General features: G+C 42.6%; 20 protein-coding genes and 2 tRNA genes. 8 read left to right on the top strand and 14 right to left on the bottom strand.

All coding sequences use genetic code 11. From position 1 onward, the window contains the following. Positions 1 to 14: 14 nt before the first annotated feature. The 6 genes from ACEN2L_RS08510 to ACEN2L_RS08485 are packed head-to-tail and all read left to right on the top strand — an operon-like array spanning position 15 to position 6,931. Positions 15 to 401 (top strand): MerR family transcriptional regulator, encoded by a 387-nt coding sequence (locus ACEN2L_RS08510; RefSeq protein WP_441743206.1) that lies wholly within the window; start codon positions 15 to 17, stop codon positions 399 to 401. Between the two features lie 15 nt (positions 402 to 416). After that, positions 417 to 1,586: an isovaleryl-CoA dehydrogenase gene (locus ACEN2L_RS08505; protein ID WP_306022987.1), complete on the top strand. Its 1,170-nt coding sequence runs from the start codon at positions 417 to 419 to the stop codon at positions 1,584 to 1,586. A 19-nt stretch (positions 1,587 to 1,605) separates the two neighbouring features. Further along, complete coding sequence (locus ACEN2L_RS08500) at positions 1,606 to 3,213, top strand: carboxyl transferase domain-containing protein (protein WP_441743204.1); 1,608 nt, start codon at positions 1,606 to 1,608, stop codon at positions 3,211 to 3,213. Next, positions 3,213 to 4,016 (top strand): enoyl-CoA hydratase/isomerase family protein, encoded by an 804-nt coding sequence (locus ACEN2L_RS08495; protein ID WP_441743202.1) that lies wholly within the window; start codon positions 3,213 to 3,215, stop codon positions 4,014 to 4,016. Before ACEN2L_RS08500 ends, ACEN2L_RS08495 begins: the two co-directional genes overlap by 1 nt. Continuing rightward, complete coding sequence (locus ACEN2L_RS08490; protein WP_441743201.1) at positions 4,013 to 6,019, top strand: acetyl/propionyl/methylcrotonyl-CoA carboxylase subunit alpha; 2,007 nt, start codon at positions 4,013 to 4,015, stop codon at positions 6,017 to 6,019. The genes ACEN2L_RS08495 and ACEN2L_RS08490 overlap by 4 nt, the downstream gene beginning before the upstream one ends. Then, entirely contained in the window at positions 6,020 to 6,931 is a 912-nt protein-coding gene (locus tag ACEN2L_RS08485) for a hydroxymethylglutaryl-CoA lyase (RefSeq protein WP_306022991.1), read from the top strand. A gap of 24 nt (positions 6,932 to 6,955) precedes the next feature. Here ACEN2L_RS08485 and ACEN2L_RS08480 read toward each other — a convergent pair whose 3' ends face one another. After that, a complete protein-coding gene (locus tag ACEN2L_RS08480) occupies positions 6,956 to 7,375 on the bottom strand; it encodes a hypothetical protein (RefSeq protein WP_441743200.1) in 420 nt (139 codons plus the stop codon). 132 nt (positions 7,376 to 7,507) lie between these two features. Beyond that, the gene (locus ACEN2L_RS08475) at positions 7,508 to 8,038 is read right to left on the bottom strand and encodes an SRPBCC family protein (RefSeq protein WP_306022993.1); all 531 of its coding nucleotides are present in this window, start codon (positions 8,036 to 8,038) and stop codon (positions 7,508 to 7,510) included. A gap of 245 nt (positions 8,039 to 8,283) precedes the next feature. Here ACEN2L_RS08475 and glgC point away from each other — a divergent pair, with 245 nt between their 5' ends. Further along, on the top strand, positions 8,284 to 9,546 hold the full coding sequence (gene glgC, locus ACEN2L_RS08470; protein ID WP_306022994.1) for a glucose-1-phosphate adenylyltransferase: 1,263 nt from the start codon (positions 8,284 to 8,286) through the stop codon (positions 9,544 to 9,546). A 34-nt stretch (positions 9,547 to 9,580) separates the two neighbouring features. Here the strand turns inward: glgC and ACEN2L_RS08465 are convergent, their stop codons facing one another. Together ACEN2L_RS08465 and ACEN2L_RS08460 are read right to left on the bottom strand one after the other, a co-directional pair. Then, a complete protein-coding gene (locus tag ACEN2L_RS08465) occupies positions 9,581 to 10,399 on the bottom strand; it encodes an alpha/beta fold hydrolase (protein WP_441743198.1) in 819 nt (272 codons plus the stop codon). A 22-nt stretch (positions 10,400 to 10,421) separates the two neighbouring features. Beyond that, the gene (locus tag ACEN2L_RS08460; protein WP_441743196.1) at positions 10,422 to 11,735 is read right to left on the bottom strand and encodes a spinster family MFS transporter; all 1,314 of its coding nucleotides are present in this window, start codon (positions 11,733 to 11,735) and stop codon (positions 10,422 to 10,424) included. Between the two features lie 251 nt (positions 11,736 to 11,986). Between ACEN2L_RS08460 and ACEN2L_RS08455 the strand changes: the two genes are divergently transcribed. Beyond that, positions 11,987 to 12,796: a thioesterase family protein gene (locus ACEN2L_RS08455; RefSeq protein ID WP_306022997.1), complete on the top strand. Its 810-nt coding sequence runs from the start codon at positions 11,987 to 11,989 to the stop codon at positions 12,794 to 12,796. 15 nt (positions 12,797 to 12,811) lie between these two features. On the opposite strand, the gene ACEN2L_RS08450 is transcribed toward ACEN2L_RS08455, so the two are convergent. The 10 genes from ACEN2L_RS08450 to ybgC all read right to left on the bottom strand — a co-directional run bounded on the left by ACEN2L_RS08450 (position 12,812) and on the right by ybgC (position 19,982). Next, entirely contained in the window at positions 12,812 to 13,657 is an 846-nt protein-coding gene (locus ACEN2L_RS08450) for an HDOD domain-containing protein (protein WP_306022998.1), read from the bottom strand. 755 nt (positions 13,658 to 14,412) lie between these two features. Beyond that, positions 14,413 to 14,488, bottom strand: a tRNA-Lys gene (locus tag ACEN2L_RS08445). A 62-nt stretch (positions 14,489 to 14,550) separates the two neighbouring features. Then, positions 14,551 to 14,626: transfer RNA gene (locus ACEN2L_RS08440), tRNA-Lys, on the bottom strand. Positions 14,627 to 14,794: 168 nt separating this feature from the next. Continuing rightward, positions 14,795 to 15,544 (bottom strand): tol-pal system protein YbgF, encoded by a 750-nt coding sequence (ybgF, locus tag ACEN2L_RS08435; RefSeq protein WP_306023873.1) that lies wholly within the window; start codon positions 15,542 to 15,544, stop codon positions 14,795 to 14,797. 13 nt (positions 15,545 to 15,557) lie between these two features. After that, positions 15,558 to 16,127 carry a peptidoglycan-associated lipoprotein Pal gene (pal, locus tag ACEN2L_RS08430; protein WP_306023874.1) on the bottom strand — a complete coding sequence of 190 codons (570 nt, stop codon included), beginning with the start codon at positions 16,125 to 16,127 and terminating at the stop codon, positions 15,558 to 15,560. 45 nt (positions 16,128 to 16,172) lie between these two features. Then, a complete protein-coding gene (tolB, locus tag ACEN2L_RS08425; protein WP_441743194.1) occupies positions 16,173 to 17,531 on the bottom strand; it encodes a Tol-Pal system beta propeller repeat protein TolB in 1,359 nt (452 codons plus the stop codon). Then, positions 17,531 to 18,421: a cell envelope integrity protein TolA gene (gene tolA, locus ACEN2L_RS08420; protein WP_441743192.1), complete on the bottom strand. Its 891-nt coding sequence runs from the start codon at positions 18,419 to 18,421 to the stop codon at positions 17,531 to 17,533. The genes tolB and tolA overlap by 1 nt, the downstream gene beginning before the upstream one ends. Before the next feature lie 9 nt (positions 18,422 to 18,430). Continuing rightward, positions 18,431 to 18,865: a protein TolR gene (tolR, locus tag ACEN2L_RS08415; RefSeq protein WP_306023877.1), complete on the bottom strand. Its 435-nt coding sequence runs from the start codon at positions 18,863 to 18,865 to the stop codon at positions 18,431 to 18,433. A gap of 12 nt (positions 18,866 to 18,877) precedes the next feature. Beyond that, positions 18,878 to 19,591 (bottom strand): protein TolQ, encoded by a 714-nt coding sequence (gene tolQ, locus ACEN2L_RS08410; protein ID WP_306023878.1) that lies wholly within the window; start codon positions 19,589 to 19,591, stop codon positions 18,878 to 18,880. Then, complete coding sequence (ybgC, locus tag ACEN2L_RS08405; protein WP_441743190.1) at positions 19,581 to 19,982, bottom strand: tol-pal system-associated acyl-CoA thioesterase; 402 nt, start codon at positions 19,980 to 19,982, stop codon at positions 19,581 to 19,583. The genes tolQ and ybgC overlap by 11 nt, the downstream gene beginning before the upstream one ends. Between the last annotated feature and the right edge of the window lie 325 nt (positions 19,983 to 20,307).

Raw genomic sequence — 20,307 nt, 5'->3', positions numbered from 1 at the left:
GCCCACGAGTAATCATGAATACACAAACATTTAGCATCGGTGAGTTGGCAAAAGCACTGGATATCACCCCACGTTCTATTCGCTTTTATGAAGAGCAGGGTTTACTCAATCCAGAGCGTCAAGGTCAAAACCGAGTCTATTTTAAAAAAGATAAGGTAAGGCTCAAGCTTATTTTACGAGGTAAAAGACTCGGCTTTTCATTGGCCGAAACAAAAACCTTGTTTGAGCTTTACGACAGTAATCAAAACTCAAAGGCACAACTCGAAACCATGCTATTGATGACCACCGAGAAACGTCGACACATGTTACAGCAACTTGAAGATATTCAAATTTTGATGAACGAACTAGACGAAGTTGAAAGTCGGTGTAAAGAAGAATTAGCGGCACTAAGCCACCCGTAATTTGAGGAAAATTTTATGAACCTACCCTACCCCAGCCTGAACTTTGGCCTTGGTGAAGACATCGATATGCTGCGCGAACATGTCTATCATTTTGCTCAAAATGAAATTGCCCCCTTGGCTGAGCAAGCGGATAAAGACAACGCTTTTCCTAATCATCTATGGCCCAAACTCGGTGAAATGGGTCTGCTGGGGGTAACGGTTTCTGAACAGTATGGTGGTTCAAATATGGGGTATTTAGCTCACGTCGTAGCCATGGAAGAAGTTAGCAGAGCTTCAGCAGGAGTCGGTTTAAGTTATGGGGCGCATTCGAATTTATGTGTTAACCAAATTCATAAAAACGGCAGTGACAGCCAAAAGCAGAAATACCTACCTAAATTAGTCAGTGGCGAACACATTGGGGCCTTAGCCATGAGCGAACCAAATGCGGGTTCAGATGTGGTCAGCATGAAATTACGCGCTGATCGTAAGGGTGAGCACTATGTCCTTAACGGCAACAAAATGTGGATTACCAATGGACCTGACGCCAATACTTACGTGGTGTATGCCAAAACTGACGTGCATGCGGGCTCAAAAGGCATGACGGCTTTTATTGTAGAGCGAGGCACCTCTGGGTTCACCCAAGCTCAGAAACTCGACAAGCTCGGCATGCGCTCTTCCAATACCTGTGAATTGGTTTTTCAAGATTGCCATGTTCCTGCTGAAAACATTCTCGGCCAAGAAGGGGGTGGTGCCCGCGTTTTAATGAGTGGTCTTGACTACGAACGAGTGGTTTTATCAGGAGGTCCCTTAGGTATCATGCAAAGCTGTATGGACTTAGTTGTGCCCTATATCCACGACCGCAAACAATTTGGTCAATCTATTGGGGAATTTCAGTTGGTGCAAGGCAAGATTGCTGATATGTACACCCAAATGAATGCCGCCCGAGCTTATGTTTATGCGGTAGCCCGTTCATGTGACCGAGGAGAAACCACCCGCAAAGACGCAGCTGGCGCAATACTTTATTCAGCAGAACTGGCCACAAAAATGGCCTTAGATACAATTCAACTACTAGGCGGTAATGGTTATATAAACGAATTTCCTGCGGGACGTTTATTACGGGACGCGAAGCTATATGAAATTGGAGCGGGCACATCAGAAATTCGCCGTATGCTGATTGGCCGCGAATTGTTTAAAGAATCAGCATAAGCTAGGCAAGGACCCCCAGATGCCCACTATCATTAGTAAAATAAATACCAAAAGCCAAGAGTTCGCTGACAACGCCGCGCACATGCGCTTGCAAGTTGCCGATCTAAAAGAAAAAATTACCCAAATAAAGCAGGGCGGTGGCGAAAAAGCCAATGAGCGTCACACCTCACGAGGTAAGCTGTTACCACGGGAGCGTATCAATCAGCTACTGGATCCTGGCTCAGCATTTTTAGAAATCTCGCAACTTGCCGCCCTCAATGTATACAGTGACTATGTTCCCGCTGCAGGTGTGATTGCAGGTATCGGTCGAGTTTCTGGTATTGAATGTATGATTGTAGCAAATGATGCCACAGTAAAAGGTGGCACTTACTACCCCTTAACAGTAAAGAAGCACCTCAGAGCACAAACTATCGCGGAACAAAATAATCTGCCTTGCATCTATTTAGTGGATTCTGGAGGCGCGAATTTGCCGCAACAAGATGAAGTATTTCCTGATCGTGAGCACTTTGGCCGCATTTTTTATAACCAAGCGAATCTGTCGGCGCAAAACATCCCACAAATTGCCGTCGTGATGGGCTCTTGTACAGCAGGTGGCGCTTATGTGCCTGCCATGGCAGATGAGTCCATTATCGTTAAAAACCAAGCTACCATTTTTTTAGGTGGTCCGCCCCTGGTTAAAGCGGCTACTGGTGAAGTTGTAAGCGCCGAGGAATTGGGCGGCGGCGACGTTCATTGTCGCACTTCGGGTGTAGTTGATCATCTGGCAAACAACGATTCTCATGCGTTACAAATAGCCCGAGATGCCATAAGCCGTTTAAACCGCACGAAAAAAATTGAACTTGATATTCACGCGCCTATCGCACCGCTTTACCCTGCTGACGACATTTATGGTTTGATCCCAAAAGACACACGGCAGCCCTACGATGCCAGAGAAGTCATCGCCCGTATTGTTGATGGTTCTGAATTTGATGAATTTAAAACGTTATACGGCCAAACGCTGGTCTGCGGTTTTGCCCGCATCTTTGGCTATCCCGTTGGCATCATAGCCAACAACGGCATCCTGTTTTCCGAATCGGCACAAAAAGGCGCCCACTTTATTGAGCTGTGCACTCAACGCAAAATTCCATTGGTATTTTTACAAAACATCACTGGATTTATGGTTGGCAAACAATATGAAGCTGGCGGAATTGCCAAACATGGCGCCAAAATGGTTACCGCTGTTGCATGTGCCAAAGTCCCCAAATTCACTATCTTGATTGGCGGAAGTTTTGGTGCGGGTAACTATGGCATGTGTGGTCGCGCATACGATCCTCGCTTTCTATTTATGTGGCCAAATGCCCGCATCTCTGTAATGGGCGGCGAACAAGCGGCTGGTGTATTGGCACAGGTGAAACGAGAACAAAAAGAACGGGCTAACGAATCTTGGTCGAAAGAAGAAGAAGCCAACTTCAAACAGCCCATTGTTGATACTTACGAACATCAAGGTCATCCCTATTATGCCTCAGCTCGCCTTTGGGATGATGGCGTTATTGATCCGGCAGATACCAGGCAAGTGCTTGGTTTATGTATTTCAGCCAGTTTAAACAAACCAATTGAGGACACCCGTTTTGGGGTGTTTAGAATGTAATGAAAAATACCTATAGTGGTTTATTAGTCAATATTGATGAACGGGGTGTTGCCAAAGTCACGCTCAATCGCCCTGAATTGCACAATGCGTTTGATGCACAATTGATTGCAGATCTCACCGAAGTGTTTAACTACTTAGGTAGCCAGCCTGAGGTCCGTGCGATGATTTTAGCCGCCAATGGCCGCAGTTTTAGTGCTGGAGCCGATCTAAATTGGATGCAAAAAATGGCAGACTATAGTTACGCTGAGAATATGCAAGATGCAGCAAAACTCGCCACAATGCTAGCCAGCTTAAATCATTTCAGCAAACCAACCATTGCTAGAGTACAAGGCGCTGCTTTTGGCGGCGCCATTGGCCTCATCGCCTGTTGTGATATGGCGGTGGGCAGCAAACTAAGTAAATTTTGTTTAAGCGAAGTTAAGATTGGTTTAGTGCCTGCCACCATTAGCCCCTATGTAATCAGTGCGATAGGCGCAAGAGCAGCCCGTAGATACTTTACCACCGCAGAAGTATTTTCAGCACGTCGTGCACGGCGCTTGGGTTTACTCAGTGAAGCGGTGACTGAAGAAGAGCTCGATTCAACTATTGAATCGTTAATTGAACATATATTACGCAACTCACCACAAGCAGTCAGCGCGGCCAAAAGCTTAATCAATCACGTAGAAAACCGCAAAATAGACCACGCTTTAATTGATTATACCTGTGAGCAAATTGCGCATATTCGGGTGTCAGAAGAGGGGCAAGAAGGTTTACAGGCATTTTTACAAAAACGGCTCGCTAGTTGGAACAAGGCATCACTATGATTCACAAATTATTAATTGCTAATCGCGGTGAAATTTGTTGCCGTGTTATAAAAACCGCTAAACGCATGGGTATTGCGACGGTAGCGGTATATTCAGACGCCGACCAAAATGCCCTACACGTTAAATTGGCAGACGAAGCGGTTTACCTTGGCCCTGCGCCATCAAAATTAAGCTATTTGTGTGGCGATAAAATTATAGCAATTGCGCGAAAAGTTGGCGCCAATGCCATTCACCCTGGTTATGGTTTTTTATCAGAAAATGCTGAATTTGCGCGCCAATGTGCAAAAAATAATATCACTTTTATCGGCCCGCCTATCAGTGCGATAGAGGCAATGGGCTCAAAGTCAGCAGCCAAACACATCATGCAGCAAGCCAACGTGCCTCTGGTACCAGGCTATCATGGCGACGAACAAGCAGCCGACATACTAAAATACCACGCAGATACCATGGGCTACCCTGTCTTACTAAAAGCCGCTGCCGGTGGTGGTGGTAAGGGCATGCGCCAAGTGTGGCATGCCAATGAGTTTAATGATGCGCTGGCGGCAGCTAAACGCGAAGCCCTATCCAGCTTTAATGATGATCATATGTTAGTCGAGAAGTACTTAACGCAACCTCGCCACGTTGAAATCCAAGTATTTTGTGATCAACACGAAAATGGGGTGTATTTATTCGAACGAGATTGCTCAATCCAACGACGTCATCAAAAGGTTATTGAAGAAGCTCCCGCACCAGGTTTAAGTGAAACACTGCGCCAACAAATGGGCGAAGCTGCATTAAAAGCGGCAAAGGCCATTAATTATGTGGGCGCGGGAACTGTTGAATTTTTGCTAGATGTAGACCAACGTTTTTATTTCATGGAAATGAATACCCGATTACAAGTAGAACATCCCGTCACGGAGTTAATTACAGGTCAAGATTTAGTCGAATGGCAAATTCGTGTCGCGAATCATGAGCGCCTGCCTTTAACACAAGAGCAATTGAAAATTAAGGGGCACGCGTTTGAGGCGCGCATTTACGCTGAAGATCCCAACAATAACTTTTTACCTGCAACAGGTCGCTTGAGCTTAGTAAAAACGCCCAATGAATCTGCCTATGTTCGGATAGATACTGGCATACAAGAAGGTGATGAAGTTTCGGTTTATTACGATCCGATGTTAGCCAAATTGATTGTTTGGGATCAAGATAGAAGCACAGCGCTGGCTCGTTTACAAAAAGCCCTAAGTGAATATTTCATTGATGGGGTAAGTACAAACATCGATTTTTTAAGTCGTATTAGCCAAATTGACGATTTTAAAGCAGGCGCTATCGATACCAGTTTTATTGAAAAACACCACGAACAGCTTAGCTCAGAGTATAAGCTTGCGTATGCGGATATTGTGCCGATAGCTGCACTTGCTTTACTACTAGAGCGTCAACAACAAACGAACATTGCTAAACAGGATCCTTATTCACCGTGGTCAGTGCAATCTGTTTGGCGAGCAAACGACAATTATCAAGAAGCGCTTAAACTTTATGTTAACGATGAGTCGCATGATGTGTTGGTTAATTCACTTATGTCACAAGACAGGCAGCTCTTTAACCTCGAATTCCAACAACAGAACTACACTTGTTGGGGAATTCTCGATGGGCAACAACTTATCAGTAGCATTAACGGGCACATTAGCACTTCAACTATCTCTGGCAATTCACCAGAAAAAGTGCTTTTTACTGCACAAGGACGGGTACGTTTTAGTCGAGCATTAATTGATCTAGGCTTAAACGAAGACACCCATCACACAAACAATTTCACGGCTCCGATGAACGGTACCGTGGTAGCTATATTAGTAGACACCAACGAGCGCGTTGAACCAGGCCAAACCTTGCTAGTCATGGAAGCCATGAAAATGGAACATGCAATCAAGGCAAAAACGGCCGGAAGAGTCTCTGAGTTTTATTTCAATGTGGGCGAACTTGTTGACGGTGGCGCTGAACTGCTGGCTTTTCATGGCGAAGAAGGAGCGTAAATGTTTAATCGAACAACTCTGCCTTCATCCGTAAAAATTGTAGAAGTTGGCCCAAGAGATGGATTACAAAATGAAAAACAACTCATTCCCCTTGAGGCGAAATTACAACTAGTCGCTGATTTAGCCACCGCGGGTGTTAAGTGGATAGAAACAGGGAGCTTTGTTTCTCCCCGCTGGGTGCCCCAAATGGCAGATAGTGCCGATCTATTTGCAAATTTACTGCGCCATGCTGATGTGTGTTATTCAGCCTTAACGCCTAATTTAAAAGGATTTGAAGCGGCTTTGTTAGCAGACGTTGACGAGGTAGCTATATTTGGCTCAGCGTCTGAGCGTTTTTCGCAGAAAAACATCAATTGCTCTATAGAGGAGAGTTTACGACGCTTTCAACCGGTGCTTGAGCAAGCAAAAGCCAAAAACGTGCGAGTTCGAGCTTATGTGTCGTGTGTACTAGGCTGCCCCTATGAAGGCAATATTCAACCTGAACAAGTTGCTTATGTTGCTAATACCATGCTCGACATGGGCTGTTATGAAGTTTCTCTGGGCGATACCATCGGGGTTGGCACACCATGTAAAACAGCTGAATTGTTAGCAACACTGTTGAACGATATCCCTGCTGATAAACTTGCAGTGCATTTTCATGATACCTACGGACAAGCACTTGCTAACATATTGGTGGCATTGCAGCACGGGATCAGTGTGATTGATAGCTCTGTGGCAGGACTAGGAGGGTGCCCTTATGCGAAGGGGGCTGCCGGCAACGTTGCAACAGAAGATGTCGTCTACATGCTTAATGGGATGAATATTTTTACCGGTATCGATTTGAGCAGCTTAGCCACCGCGGGACGTAAAATTATGCACCAGCTAGGGCGTGTTTCGCAATCAAAGGTAGCCCAAGCCATGGGCGCACTATAAACCTCTGTCAAACTTGCTAAGCCCTTAAACGTCAATCACATCTTGCTGGCTAATTTGTTGAATCAACCACCAATTAGCCTGCTCTTTGTTATCAAAAAAACGCACAGTTTCACCCGCATCTCGATAAATACTATTCAAATGGCTTTTAGCAAATTCGGGAGACTTTGATTCAACAACGATAACGGCGGTAGCAACACGCCCTCGGGTTTTCTCTGCTTTGATTGATTGACTAAGGTAGCTAGCAGCTTCTGGCACGTAGATGGGCTCGCCGTGTAAAATGACCAGGACTCCCCAATGTTTACCGCTTAGCGTTTTAATGAGCGGAGAGACAGCTTTACTGGCTTGAGCAACAGACTCGACATTCCATGGCCCTGTTCCTTCAACTACTAGGATCCGATCAACAATATTGAGATTAATGGTTCCATGAACTTGAAAGCGACTCATCAAAATATCCTCTTTAGATAAGAACAACACGGCTATCAACATCAAACTGTTGTATTGGGCTATTCCTACAGAGCCCACACTAACCCTAATTCTTGTCTAATTTATATGCTTTCTTACTGGTTAACCAGTACTTTATGAGGATTCTGCTACAAGTTTTAAGTTGTCTAAACCCAATTCAAAATCATGCCCAATAGAATAATCCATGAAAAACGCCACATAGCGATGAATGGGGTTATACCCAACATTGCCATATTCCATCCATACCACTTGGGTGCCACTTTCTACTTTGGTTAGAACAAACTCTCCGGTCGACGTTTTAGACGCATCGGCAAGACGTACTGTATAAATTAAGCGATGGTTGCTTTCTAATGCTATGATTTCTATTTCACCCTCACCCATTACTTCGCCTACCCAAATAGATTTCATACCGACAACCCCTTCTTCGCCGACATATTCAATCGTTATATTCAAATCCCGTTTAAACCACACTCCCCAGTTTTGCCATTTTTTAAGATCAGCGATATGTGGAAAAATACTTTTTTCAGGGGCATTGACGATAACCGAACGTTCAATTTTGTATTGGGAAGGAAGCAAATAACCTATTAACAAAAAGGTTAAAAATACAACCACAACGACAATAACTGTTTTCTTCATAGCCAACATTACTCACTCCCAGCCACCATTAACATCTCATTAACGCACAGCTAACGAGTATTCTCAAGAGCCGCAAGTTTATTGAGCTTTAGTATGGTTAAAGTTTTACATTTAGACATTAAATGTACTGTCAATTATTTTTAAATTACGCTAGTGTCTGCTAAGGCGTATTCAGCAAAAACAGTAAAGCTAGTCTGCAGTTTTGTAGCTAATGGAATCATTTAGTTTAAGGTAATTTTAATGGAGCTCGTCGTATGACAGAAAAACCGTCCCGATATATTAGTAATTTAACTCGTGATACATATGCTTTAATTTTGGCTGGAGGGAGAGGTTCTAGACTGTATGAACTGACGAATTGGCGAGCGAAACCCGCTCTCTATTTTGGTGGTAAATTCCGTATTATTGATTTCCCACTTTCAAACTGTGTTAATTCTGGCATCAGACGAATTGGCGTAGTCACCCAATACAAATCTCATTCTTTAATCAGACATTTGGTACGTGGCTGGGGTCACTTCAAAAAAGAATTAGGTGAATCTGTTGAAATTTTACCCGCCTCACAGCGTTTCTCGGACAATTGGTACGAGGGTACTGCGGATGCTGTTTTTCAGAACATTGATATTATTCGTGATGAAGTCCCCAAATATGTCATGGTCTTGTCTGGCGACCATATATACCGAATGGACTATGGCAGTCTCATTGCAAAACATGCCGAATCTGGCGCCAAAATGACGGTCAGTTGTATGCCGGTGCCAATTGAAGAAGCTGCTGGTCAATTTGGTGTTATGTCGGTAGACGAGAACTATAAGATTATTGGTTTTGAAGAAAAACCAGAGCACCCTACTCCCTTGCCGAATGATCCAACTAAATGCTTAGCGTCAATGGGCAACTATGTTTTTGATACGGATTTCTTGTTTGAACAACTCAAAAAAGACGCCGAGAAATCAGGCTCAGAAAGAGACTTCGGTAAAGACATCATCCCTTCTATCATCAAAGATCATCCCGTATATGCCTTCCCCTTTATGGACGAAGGTGACACCCAAGCCTATTGGCGTGATGTAGGAACCTTAGATTCGTTCTGGCAAGCCAATATGGAATTGGTTGCGCCCGTACCGGCATTAAATTTATACGATAAAAAATGGCCAATTTGGACTTATCAAGAGCAACTTCCTCCAGCTAAATTTGTATGGGAAGAAGACAACAGGCGCGGTACTGCCATCAACTCTGTGGTATCAGGTGGTTGCATCATCTCCGGAGCCACCGTAAGGCGTAGTTTGTGTTTCTCAAATGTCAGAGTCCATTCATACAGTGAAATCGAAGACTCAGTTTTACTGCCAGATGTTGAAGTTAAACGTAACTGCCGTATTCGCAAAGCCATCATTGACCGAGGCTGCGTTATTCCTGAGGGTATGGTTATTGGACACAGTAGAGCAGACGACATTGAGCGTGGTTTTAGAGTGACCGACAAGGGTGTAGTCTTGGTAACACGTGAGATGTTAGGTTTACCCGTTGGTTACTAGTTACTTATAGATAACTCAGAAGAGAAGGCTGATTTTAATCAGCCTTTTTTATTGCTTCCCATTGGTCAATTTTCTGAGTGATGAGTTTAGCCACATCAACCGGTGCTTCAAAGGGAAACATATGGCCGACGTTTGGCACTCGAATGTGTTCAATTTGAGTACGCTTAAGAAAGTGATTTATATTTCTTGGCACACAGACTTGACTTAATTCAGCTGTAATCAAACAACTAGGCCTTTGCATTTTTCCATAATAACGATGGATATTGTGACTCACATTACGGAATATCTGTGCTTCGACTGAGGCTTTAAACGTTAAGACTTTGCGTTGACCATCAACCTTGATCGCAGCGTTGACATAATCTTCAATGCAAGCAGGTACAAAATCCTTAAAAAGGGCTTTTGAGCTGAAATAAGTCAACAAGTCCTCATCAATTGGCCAAGACTGACAACGAACAGCGGCTTTGCCTGCTGGGGTTATTTTGTCGATCATGGGCGTCATTTTCGCCATTTTAAATACCAATCTGGCCACACCTGACGCAATGGGTGGATCTAACATAATCACCCCCTTAAACAACTCGGGGGCTTCACAGGCCGCCATATAAGTAACAAGCGCCCCCATTGAATGGCCAATGCCATACACTGGGCCTATAGATTTCGTTCGTAAGTAAGCAAGTAACTCGTCGACCAAATTAGACAAGTTACTGTTAACGGGAAATGTGGCATCGTGGCCAAATTGGGATAAGGCCGCAACATTAAAATGCTCAGGAAACGCATTAAAAACTTGCTTATAGCTCGCTGCAGGAAAACCATTAGCGTGAGCAAAGTGCAGATTAATGCCATTTTTGTTAGTCAAACTATTTCCTTAAAATATAAACTCAGGCGTTTCTAGACTCTGCGGCATCCCAATCTGCAGGAATTTGTTTTGCTGTCCAAAAGAACGCCAATATCGATAGAGCATAGGGGACAGCCAACCACGATAACGATAATCTTAAAGCCTCTACTTCCCCATGCTCCGCTGTTAAACCTTGGCTCAATAGACCCACAAATGTTGGACCACCACCTAATGCAATGATATTTAACACAAAGAAAAACAAAGCGGTAGACATGGCCCTGACTTTAACGGGCGCTAGCGTTTGCGCCAAGGCGAACGATGGCCCTAAATAAAAACCACTTGTCATTAGTAAAATCGCCAGCAAACCAATAGACATATTAAGCGATTCTACTTGCAATGAAATAAAATAAGCAGGAGCCCCTATTAGTAAAGCAATGCCTGGCACGAAACCATATGCTCCGCGATTTTTGCGACCTAGTTTATCAACCAAGACACCACCTAACCAAACACCACCTGCGTAGGCCGTGCCGTTTATAATACCGATGGTAATCAACAACGATGTGACGTCTAAACCTACATGGGCTCTGACATAAAAATCGATCATCCACGTCGATATAGCATAATTACCAAATGAACCAAAAGAGATGGCGAAACACATCCCCCACCAACTTTTTATACTAAGTAAGGTTTTTATCGAGTTCCAGGACTTTGTTTTAGCGGCCTCTGATTGCATGTTACCGCTTCTAACCGGCTCCTTGACAGTTAGCTTCAAAATAATTGCTAGGGCGATACCTGGCAATCCTACAGCTAACATAGCCATGCGCCAATCGGTGCTCCCGCCCTTTAAAAAATAAGCAGAAGCAAAAAACGCTAACATGATACCAAACGGGATCCCTAAAGAATAAACTGCAAGTGCACCTGCGCGTTTTTCTTTTGGAAACAAATCAGAAATAATAGAATGTGAGGGGGGACTTCCGCCTGCTTCACCAATACCCACTCCAACTCTTGCAAGGGCAAGCTGAGTAAAGTTGGTTGCTAAACCCGAGAGTGCAGTAAAACCACTCCACAGAGTAAGAGAAATCACTACGATATTAACTCGGCTGTAACGGTCCGCCAACCACGCAATGGGGATCCCCAACACTGTGTACAAGAGCGCAAAGTACAGGCCTTTGAGCCAGCCTAATTGCGCATCATCAAGACCTAGGTCAGCTTTTATAAATGGTGACAAAATCCCAATGATTTGACGGTCTATAAAATTAAAGGCGTAAACTAGGGTTAAAATAAACAAGACATAATTTCGATAAGCATTTGACGACTTATCTGTTTTATCTTGTTCTACAGCTTGCTTAGATTCCATTTTATTGCCTCTTATAATGCGACTTACCAAATGAACTGGTAACTTTAGACCTTTAGTAGAACCATCTTAAAGCCTTACATTGGTTAATAACAAGACAATATTGTTAATATTATGTAAACATAACAAGGACTTATGCAACAACATAAGGGGGAACAATAAAGCCACTTATTTCCCTTAACAAAGCGCTCTTTCTAGACATTGGCTAAAATAAACTGGTATAAGGAGTTGAGTTGAGTTAACCAAAGAATCCTATGCATATAGACCAATTATTTGAACAAGTGAAACAACAGATCAGTCAATCCTCGACCTCAGCGGAAATTTCAGTGCCGGCTAATTGGGCACAAGGGAGAACGTTGTACGGTGGTATATCGGCTTCTCTAGTCTATCGAGCAGCCCGTGAAATTACTGACAATCTTAAGAGTCTGAGATCGCTTAACACTAATTTTATCGGGCCTATAGAACCCGATTCTCCTTTTATAATTAAAATAGAAACCGTTAGAGAGGGAAAAAATACAAGTGTTGTAAGAGGAGATATTTTACAGAATGGAAAGGTAGCGTTGAGTACGCTAGCAAATTTTGGCTTAGATAGAGCATCTAGCATCAAGATTGATAATCACATCAAGCATGCTATGGAAAAACCGAATGAAAGTAATTTCATTCCTATGATCCCCAACATCACCCCTAGCTTTTTAGCCCATTTCGACTTAGCGAAAATAGTTGGAGAAATGCCTTTTAGCAGCAGTAAAACGGCTGACATACATGGCTGGATGCGTTTCAAAGAGGCACCAGCAGTCTTTACCGATGCTCATTTAGTCGCCATCATTGACCTGTGGCCGCCCACTATCTTGCAGATGTTACCCTCACCGGCTCCGGCAAGCACAATGAGTTGGAACTTAGAGTTTATCTACCCGCATAAAATTTTTAATAACGATGAATGGTTTGCTTATCAGGCTACAACCAGACAGGCTTCAAATGGCTACGCTCACACCGAAGCGAATATTTGGGATGAAGAAGGTGCATTAGTGGCCATTAGTCGTCAAGTTGTCGCCGTATTCGACTAGATAGAAGGTCTTTCGTTAAAACATAGCAAATGACGAAGGACTGAACACAGCCATAGCGCTCATAAACTGGAGGTTGGTTAAATCTAAGGCATCATTAACATGAGGAAGATCCAAACCTAAATTTTCATAAAGGTAAGGCGTCAGTCTTGAGTGAGAAGTGTAATGCTCTTTGTAAATGTTGTTCACCGATAACAAATAGCTGAGTTGCAAAATTTGGTCTTCTTTGGTCAAAGCAGTCGCTAAGCTTGGATGAATTCTTTTTATCGGTTGATAAATAGCGAGTGGCAACCCCCATAATTTTAGTAATTCCCCGGTCAACTCAGCATAACTGAAGCCCAAATGAGTCAGTTCTAAATCCAGTGGTGTGGTATTTACATCAAATTTAGCGCATAACTGCGCCGCCTCAGGATTAAACTTTACCATCACAAGTTCACCAATATTATGCAGTAGGCCACATACAAACAAACGTTCTGGCTCTTTGACGCCTAACTCTTCGGCAAAATACTTAGCTAGCAAACCGCAACTGACGCCCCTCTCCCAAAAACGTTCTAAATCAATGACTTCAGAAGATATAGACTGAAAGGCTGAAGAAACACCGTAGGCCAACACTAAATCGTAAACTGATTTTGTGCCAATTACTTGAATGGCTTTGCTAACAGTCGAAATCGTTGCAGGAAACTTATACAACGCACTGTTAGCAATTTTTAATACTTGAGAAGTGATAGCGGGGTCGTAATTGATAACGTCTGCTATTTCATCCATAGACGCCTTCTGATCATCAATTAATTGCTTAATCTTGATAACCGCTTCAGGTAAAACAAAGACATCGTCAGCGTTAACAGCATAATCTTTTGCATTCATTAAATTTTGTGCCTTGCGCATTGAGTCCACAAAGTGTAACCCATGAATTTAAAACCCGCATAAAAAAACAATGCATCCGTATGAAAAGACTAAATTAAACAAGGAAATAGCACAATAATTTTAAGCAAAAAGAAAATACGAAACTAATCGATGATGAACTTTCGATACCGGTACACACGATATTCACCTGCAGCGCGCAACTTGTTTACTATTCGCCCCATCGTCACCAGATTAAAACATGTAATATATCTTATTAGCCCGACTTTTATCATTTTGGCATGTTGAAAGAGCCTTGACGTCGTTTCACAAGCGTTCTTCCGCTTACTTAGAAAATGTATCTCAATAGCTCACTGCGTTGCATAAAGACGTATATTGATGATTTACACTGTATCTAAAAATTCAGCCATACAAATTAGTTAACGTTGATTTGAAATAAGCTTGCCTCGATCAAACCAAAAATCGTTTGATGAACCGTGACTGTTTATTTCGTCAGTTGAAAACACCAAACAAAACCAAGGTAGCCACTAGGGTTAACGATAGAGATATTTTGTAAAAGGCTTAAACACCGAATTTTTGTACCAATTCGTACACCCGTTTCTGATTTGTTTTGACTACTTAAGATTTTTTTGAAGAATTATTTAGACGCAGGGAGGATAGATTGTTCTTTAGCATTAGCGAATCATAAAACGTGCTTTACGCTATTGCTGGTTTAGAAATATTCTAATTATTTTTGCTGATTAACACAGAGATTTAGATGGTGGGTCGTGCTGGATTCGAACCAGCGACCAATTGATTAAAAGTCAACTGCTCTACCAACTGAGCTAACGACCCATCTAATTGAAACGCTTTTTGTGATTTTACGATAAAACGTTCTTATCATAAATTTAGGAAAGTGGTGGGTCGTGCTGGATTCGAACCAGCGACCAATTGATTAAAAGTCAACTGCTCTACCAACTGAGCTAACGACCCTTTTCCTTCCGCCTCACTGCGACGGGCGCATATAATACTCAATCCATACTTCAGTGCAAGTCAAAATCCGTTTTATTTTAAATATTCGGTTTGTTTGCCGAAAAAGCAAACAATTCAGTCAATTAGTAACCAATAAAAGTGGCTTAGACTGCAAAAAAGTATCGCGACTTATAAATTTTTAAGCCGCTTCTCAGCTAATTTACTTGAAGGTGAATTAGGGTATTCTTTCAATACCTGTTCCCATAACTGCTTAGCACGGGCTGAATTAGCACGCTCTATTTCTGTTATACCTAATTTCAGGATAGCGTCGGCTCGCTTACTTGAATCGGGAAAGTTCGTCACTAAGGCTTGAAACTGACCACTTGCCCCTGCCCAATCTTGTTTGTTAAACAATAGCTGGCCCAACCAATAGTGTGCATTTGATGCATAACTAGAATTGGGGTACGTTTGTAAAAACGATTGAAATGCAGGAATGGCTTGGTCATAAAGCTTATCTTTTAAAATCAGATTAACAGCTTTGTCGTACGCCTCATTCTCGTTCTCAGATAAAACAGCTGAGTTAGCAGAAGAGGAACCATTGTCATCAGTTTCTATGGGAGCAGCACTGGGAGCCTGGCTCAGGTTGGACATCCGTTTATCAATTTCAGCATACAATTCCCGTTGTCTATCGAGGATCCGCTCTAATTGATAATTGTGTAACTCTATGCTGCCACGTAATTCGTTCACTTCCTGTTGCATCACGTCGAGCTGCTGTTGCAGTCTGTGCTGAGCTTCAGTTCGCGTAGCAAACATTCTTTCTAATGCTTCTATGCGTTGGTCATTACTACCGCTAGTAACGTCTGCTACAGGAGCAGGAGCCGCAAATAATGCGGCTCCGTATACTGATAACAGACTAAGCGCAAACGTGCGTTTGATCATGTTTTCTACTTTTTTATTGATAAACTAAGACACCACGACGGTTTTTAGCAAATGCAGCTTCTGTGCTACCACTAACAACCGGCTTTTCTTCACCGTAAGAGACCACTGTCAATTGTGAGCTGCTCACGCCAGCATTTTGTAGGTAAGTCTGCACAGACTTGGCACGTAACTCACCAAGAGCGATATTGTATTCAGGCGTACCGCGGCTATCACAGTGACCTTCAATAACAATCGATTGGCTTGGATTTTTTACTAAAAACGCAGCATGCTTATCCAGCACAGAATAAAAGTCCGAGCTGATAGTTGAACGGTCGAAGTCGAAATAAACAGTTTGCTCACCCTGCAATGCTTGTAATTCCATTTTCATTTTTTCAGCAGGCGAGACAAGTGGAGTCATTGATCCGACTTGAGTTTGTGCATTGCGCGCCTCTGCAGCCAAACGATCAGCTTCAGCTTGCGCAGTTGCCGCTTCTTTATTTTTTTGAGCTTCAATTTCTTCAGCAGTAGGACCAGACTTACAAGCAACCATAGTCATAATAGGTAGAGCTATGATTAACCCTTTTAAAACTTTATTGAACTGCATTTTTTTTCCTTATTTTTATCTAAACTAAACCAATTAGGTTGAACATTAAAACAAAAAGGGTGACCAATTTGGTGCCTTAACCTGCCCATCGGCTGCGGGTAACCGCGCCTTAAACCTCCCATCAAGGGAAACCAGTGATAAAACCTGCTTACCTTCATGCAAAGTACTATAAATTATCATACTCCCGTTCGGAGCAATACTAGGAGATTCATCTAAATATGTTTTGGTTAATACTTGCATATTCCCCGTGGCTAGATCTTGTCTCGCTATATGATAATTTCCGCGGGTACGATTGACAAAAACCAGTTGTTTTCCATCTGGTGTAACCGTCCCCCCTAAATTCATATCGCCTTCAAAAGTAAGACGACGCACTTTATTGCTCATTAAATCTACTCGATAAATCTGCGGTTTACCACCCCGCTCTGAACTAAATACCAGACTCTTACCATCTGGCATCCAGCTTGGTTCGGTATCAATGGCGCGATCATTAGTAATTCGACGTACTTGTTTTGTCGCAATATCCATCACATACAATTCTGGGTTACCGTCTTTCGATGACACTAGGGCTAGCTGTTTACCATCAGGCGAAAACACAGGAGAGCCATTGATGCCGCTAAAATCAGACATTTGCTTACGACTCATTGTATAGATATCTTGGATAAAAATCTGTGGACGCTTATTTTCAAACGTCACGTAAGCTAATTTAGTTCCGTCCGGTGACCAAGAAGGCGACATCAATGGCTCTTTAGAACGTAATAATGTCGTTTCGTTAGCGCCGTCATAGTCTGCAACGACTAATTGGAATGGAAATTCTGTTGTGGCACTATCCCTTACTATCACATAGGCAATTCTGGTCAAGAACGCCCCCTTTTCCCCAGTTAATTTTTCATAAACCACATCGCTAATTCGGTGAGCATATTGCCTAAATTCCTTGCCGCCTATCGTCGCTTGACGAGCGTCCATTATTTGGTCATTACTCGCAATCAATTTTCCATTGCTTAATACTTGGCTTTGCCCGCCCGTGATTTGCCCACGGATCACATCGATAAGCTCGAATGAAACCGCGTATTGACCTATCCCTACTAACTCTACCTTCCCCACAAGAATGGCTTCAACACCTGCAGCGACCCAAGCTCCATAGTCAACATCACGATACGAACTAGGGAACTGCGGCATATTAGCAACATTAATTGGATTAAATTTACCACTGCGCTTTAAATCAGCCGCGATGGTGTTAGTCAATTTTTCAGGCATTGCTCCCTCACCTACCCAACTAAATGGCACAATGCCGATAGGTCTTGAGGTATCGATACCTTCAGTAATAACAATTTCTAGCGCCGCCATACTTTTAAAGCTCGCGACTAAAATAATGACAAAAAAGACAAGCACTTTATTTTTAAACATTAGAGTCCTGGTTCAACTGTTAAATTAATATCTCTTAATTTTTCAAATACATCTGCCTCAGGTGAGACCGGAAGTGTATCTGACTTTTTCACTGCGGCGATAGCTGCTCTGCACAGAACCGCGTCACCTGAAAGTTCTTTTACTTGGGTCACTAAACCGTTCGACGCTAGGCGAATATTTAGACGACAAGATTTTCCTTTCATTGCATCATCCACAATTAAATTACGCTGGATAGTCTGCTTAATTAAAATTTCGTATTTCTGCACTTCAGTTAAAACTTGCTTATTTCGACGTTGTTGACGAGTAGCTTGTTCTGCTTGGAGTTGTTCTTGCAATAACTTTTCTTGAGCCGCTTGCTCAGCAGCCTCTTGCTTTTTACGCTCAGCTTCTTTCAAAGCTTTTTCTTCTTTTTCGCGTTTTTCTTTGGCGGCTTTCGCTTGCTCGTCAGCCTTAATTCGCTCCTGCTCTTTGCGCTTACGCTGTTCTTCTAAAGCGGCCGCTTTGGCTTTTTCCTGTTGCTGTTTCTCCCGTGCCTCTACTGCAGCTTGGTCAGCCTTTTTCTTTTCATTTAGCTTATTTTGCGTTTGTTTTTCAAGTTCAGCGACTTGAGTTTCTTTTTGACGACGCTCACGCTCAGCCTCTTCTGCACGACGCTCCAATTCTTTAACGCGCTGTTCTTCTTTTTGTCGTTGAGCAGTTTTTTCGTCTTTTAACTTCCTTACTTGTGTTTCAAGCGTTTTTTGATCAACCACCACTGCATCGATAATCGGCGCATCAAGGCTTAGGTCCTCTGAGACTGGATGGGTAAAACTCATACTCAAGGTTAATACAATTCCGACCGCAGCATGCAAAGCGATAGAAAAAGACAAAGGAATAGAAAATTTTTGCATTTCAGTTCACTATCTCTTTTTCTCAGGAGGCGCTGTCATTAAACCAACTGAAGGCACACCTGCTCGTTGCAATAAAACCATTAATTGCACCACTTCACTATAAGGCACTGCTCCATCACCTTTTACTACGACGGGTGTTTGAGGCTCTAGCTGTAAATGTGCAGCCACTAGAGTCGCCAGATCAACCGCTGACATAGACTCTTCTTGACTATCGCCAATGTTCAGAAAATAGTTACCCTGAGCGTCAACTGACGCAATTAACGGAGGCTTACTGTCTTTATCTAACGCTGCCGCTTCTGCTTTTGGCAAATCGACCTTTACCCCTTGCGTTATTAGAGGGGCTGTAACCATAAAAATGATAAGCAAAACCAACATTACGTCTATGTAGGGCACAACGTTAATTTCTGATACTGGCCGACGGCGTTTTCTGGTGTATACAACCATAGGATAATAGCCTTAGTTACTTTGATTATTACTGCGTGTGGCTGACTCAGCGTTTGCAGCTAAGGCCTGACGATGCAAAATGCTCGAAAATTCTTCCATAAAATTGCCATAGTTATTTTCGAGTTTCTCGACCTGATGACTGAAACGGTTATAGGCAATAACTGCCGGAATCGCAGCAAACAACCCCATTGCAGTAGCGATTAATGCCTCAGCGATGCCAGGCGCAACCATAGCAAGAGTAGCTTGTTGAACTTCACCCAATGCGATAAAGGCGTTCATTATCCCCCATACAGTGCCAAATAAACCGATATACGGACTTATCGAACCTGCTGTGGCTAAAAACGGTAAACGATTTTCTAAATTATCCACCTCTCTGGATAAGGCGACTCGCATGGCCCGATAACATCCCTCCATAACCGCTTCCGACGGAGTTGAGGTGGTTTTACGTAAACGGACAAACTCCTTAAAACCTGCGCAGAACATACTTGACATACCCTGAATAGATTGCCGAGCAGACAGTTCTTGATAAAGTTTATTGAGGTCGACGCCCGACCAAAATTTATCTTCAAATTTTTTCATTTCATTACGGGCATGAGTCAGAGCCTTACTGCGCTCAAAGATAAAAGCCCAAGAAAAAATCGACACTGCAAGCAGTAATAACATCACAAATTGCACTAATATGCTGGCTTGCAGAAAAAGGTCAAAAAAGTTTAAATCAGACGACACGCTTGAATTCCTCTAAAATATTGGCTGGTATTGCTTGCGGCTTCATCGATGATAAATTAACGCAAGCCACCTTGATTATTGCACTAACCAAGCGCGTATCGCTTGGACTTATGATGGTTTGTTTGAATACCAGACTCGCTCGCTTCAATTCTACTATTTCGCTTTGAATACACAACAACTGATTGAAGCGAGCCGGCGCATGATTATCCATTTCAACGCGTTTGACGACAAAACCTATGGAATGTTCCAACAGTTCATCTTGTTCAGTACCTAAATTACGTAACCACTCTGTTCTGGCTCTCTCAAAAAACTTTAAATAGTTAGCATAATAAACAATGCCACCTGCGTCGGTATCTTCGTAATAAACTCTTATGGAATGTTGATGCCCCATAACTCGTTACCGCCTTAATTTAACTGGTTATAACTCGTGTTATTTTGAATTTTTATGCATCACGATTGATTAAACGCAATTTACACATTAAATCTACAATAAAAATTATTATGATAATTTTCAAATAGTTAATTGTAAATAAGTGTCATTTGAATCCCTTTAACTCAAAAAGTTCATTGTAAGTTGTAGCTACAATTCAGCATTTCAATGCAGAAATATAATTCACAGACCCAGCCCCACCTTACTTAAATTAATTGATTAAATATAAGACAACTATTTTAAGTAATTGTAATGCATATGTTTTATAGGATTTGAAGGCCATTTT

Source organism: Flavobacterium sp. W21_SRS_FM6 (genome assembly GCF_052119645.1).
Classification (GTDB): Bacteria; Pseudomonadota; Gammaproteobacteria; order Enterobacterales; family Alteromonadaceae; genus Paraglaciecola.
This window is presented reverse-complemented; position numbering and strand designations above follow the sequence as displayed.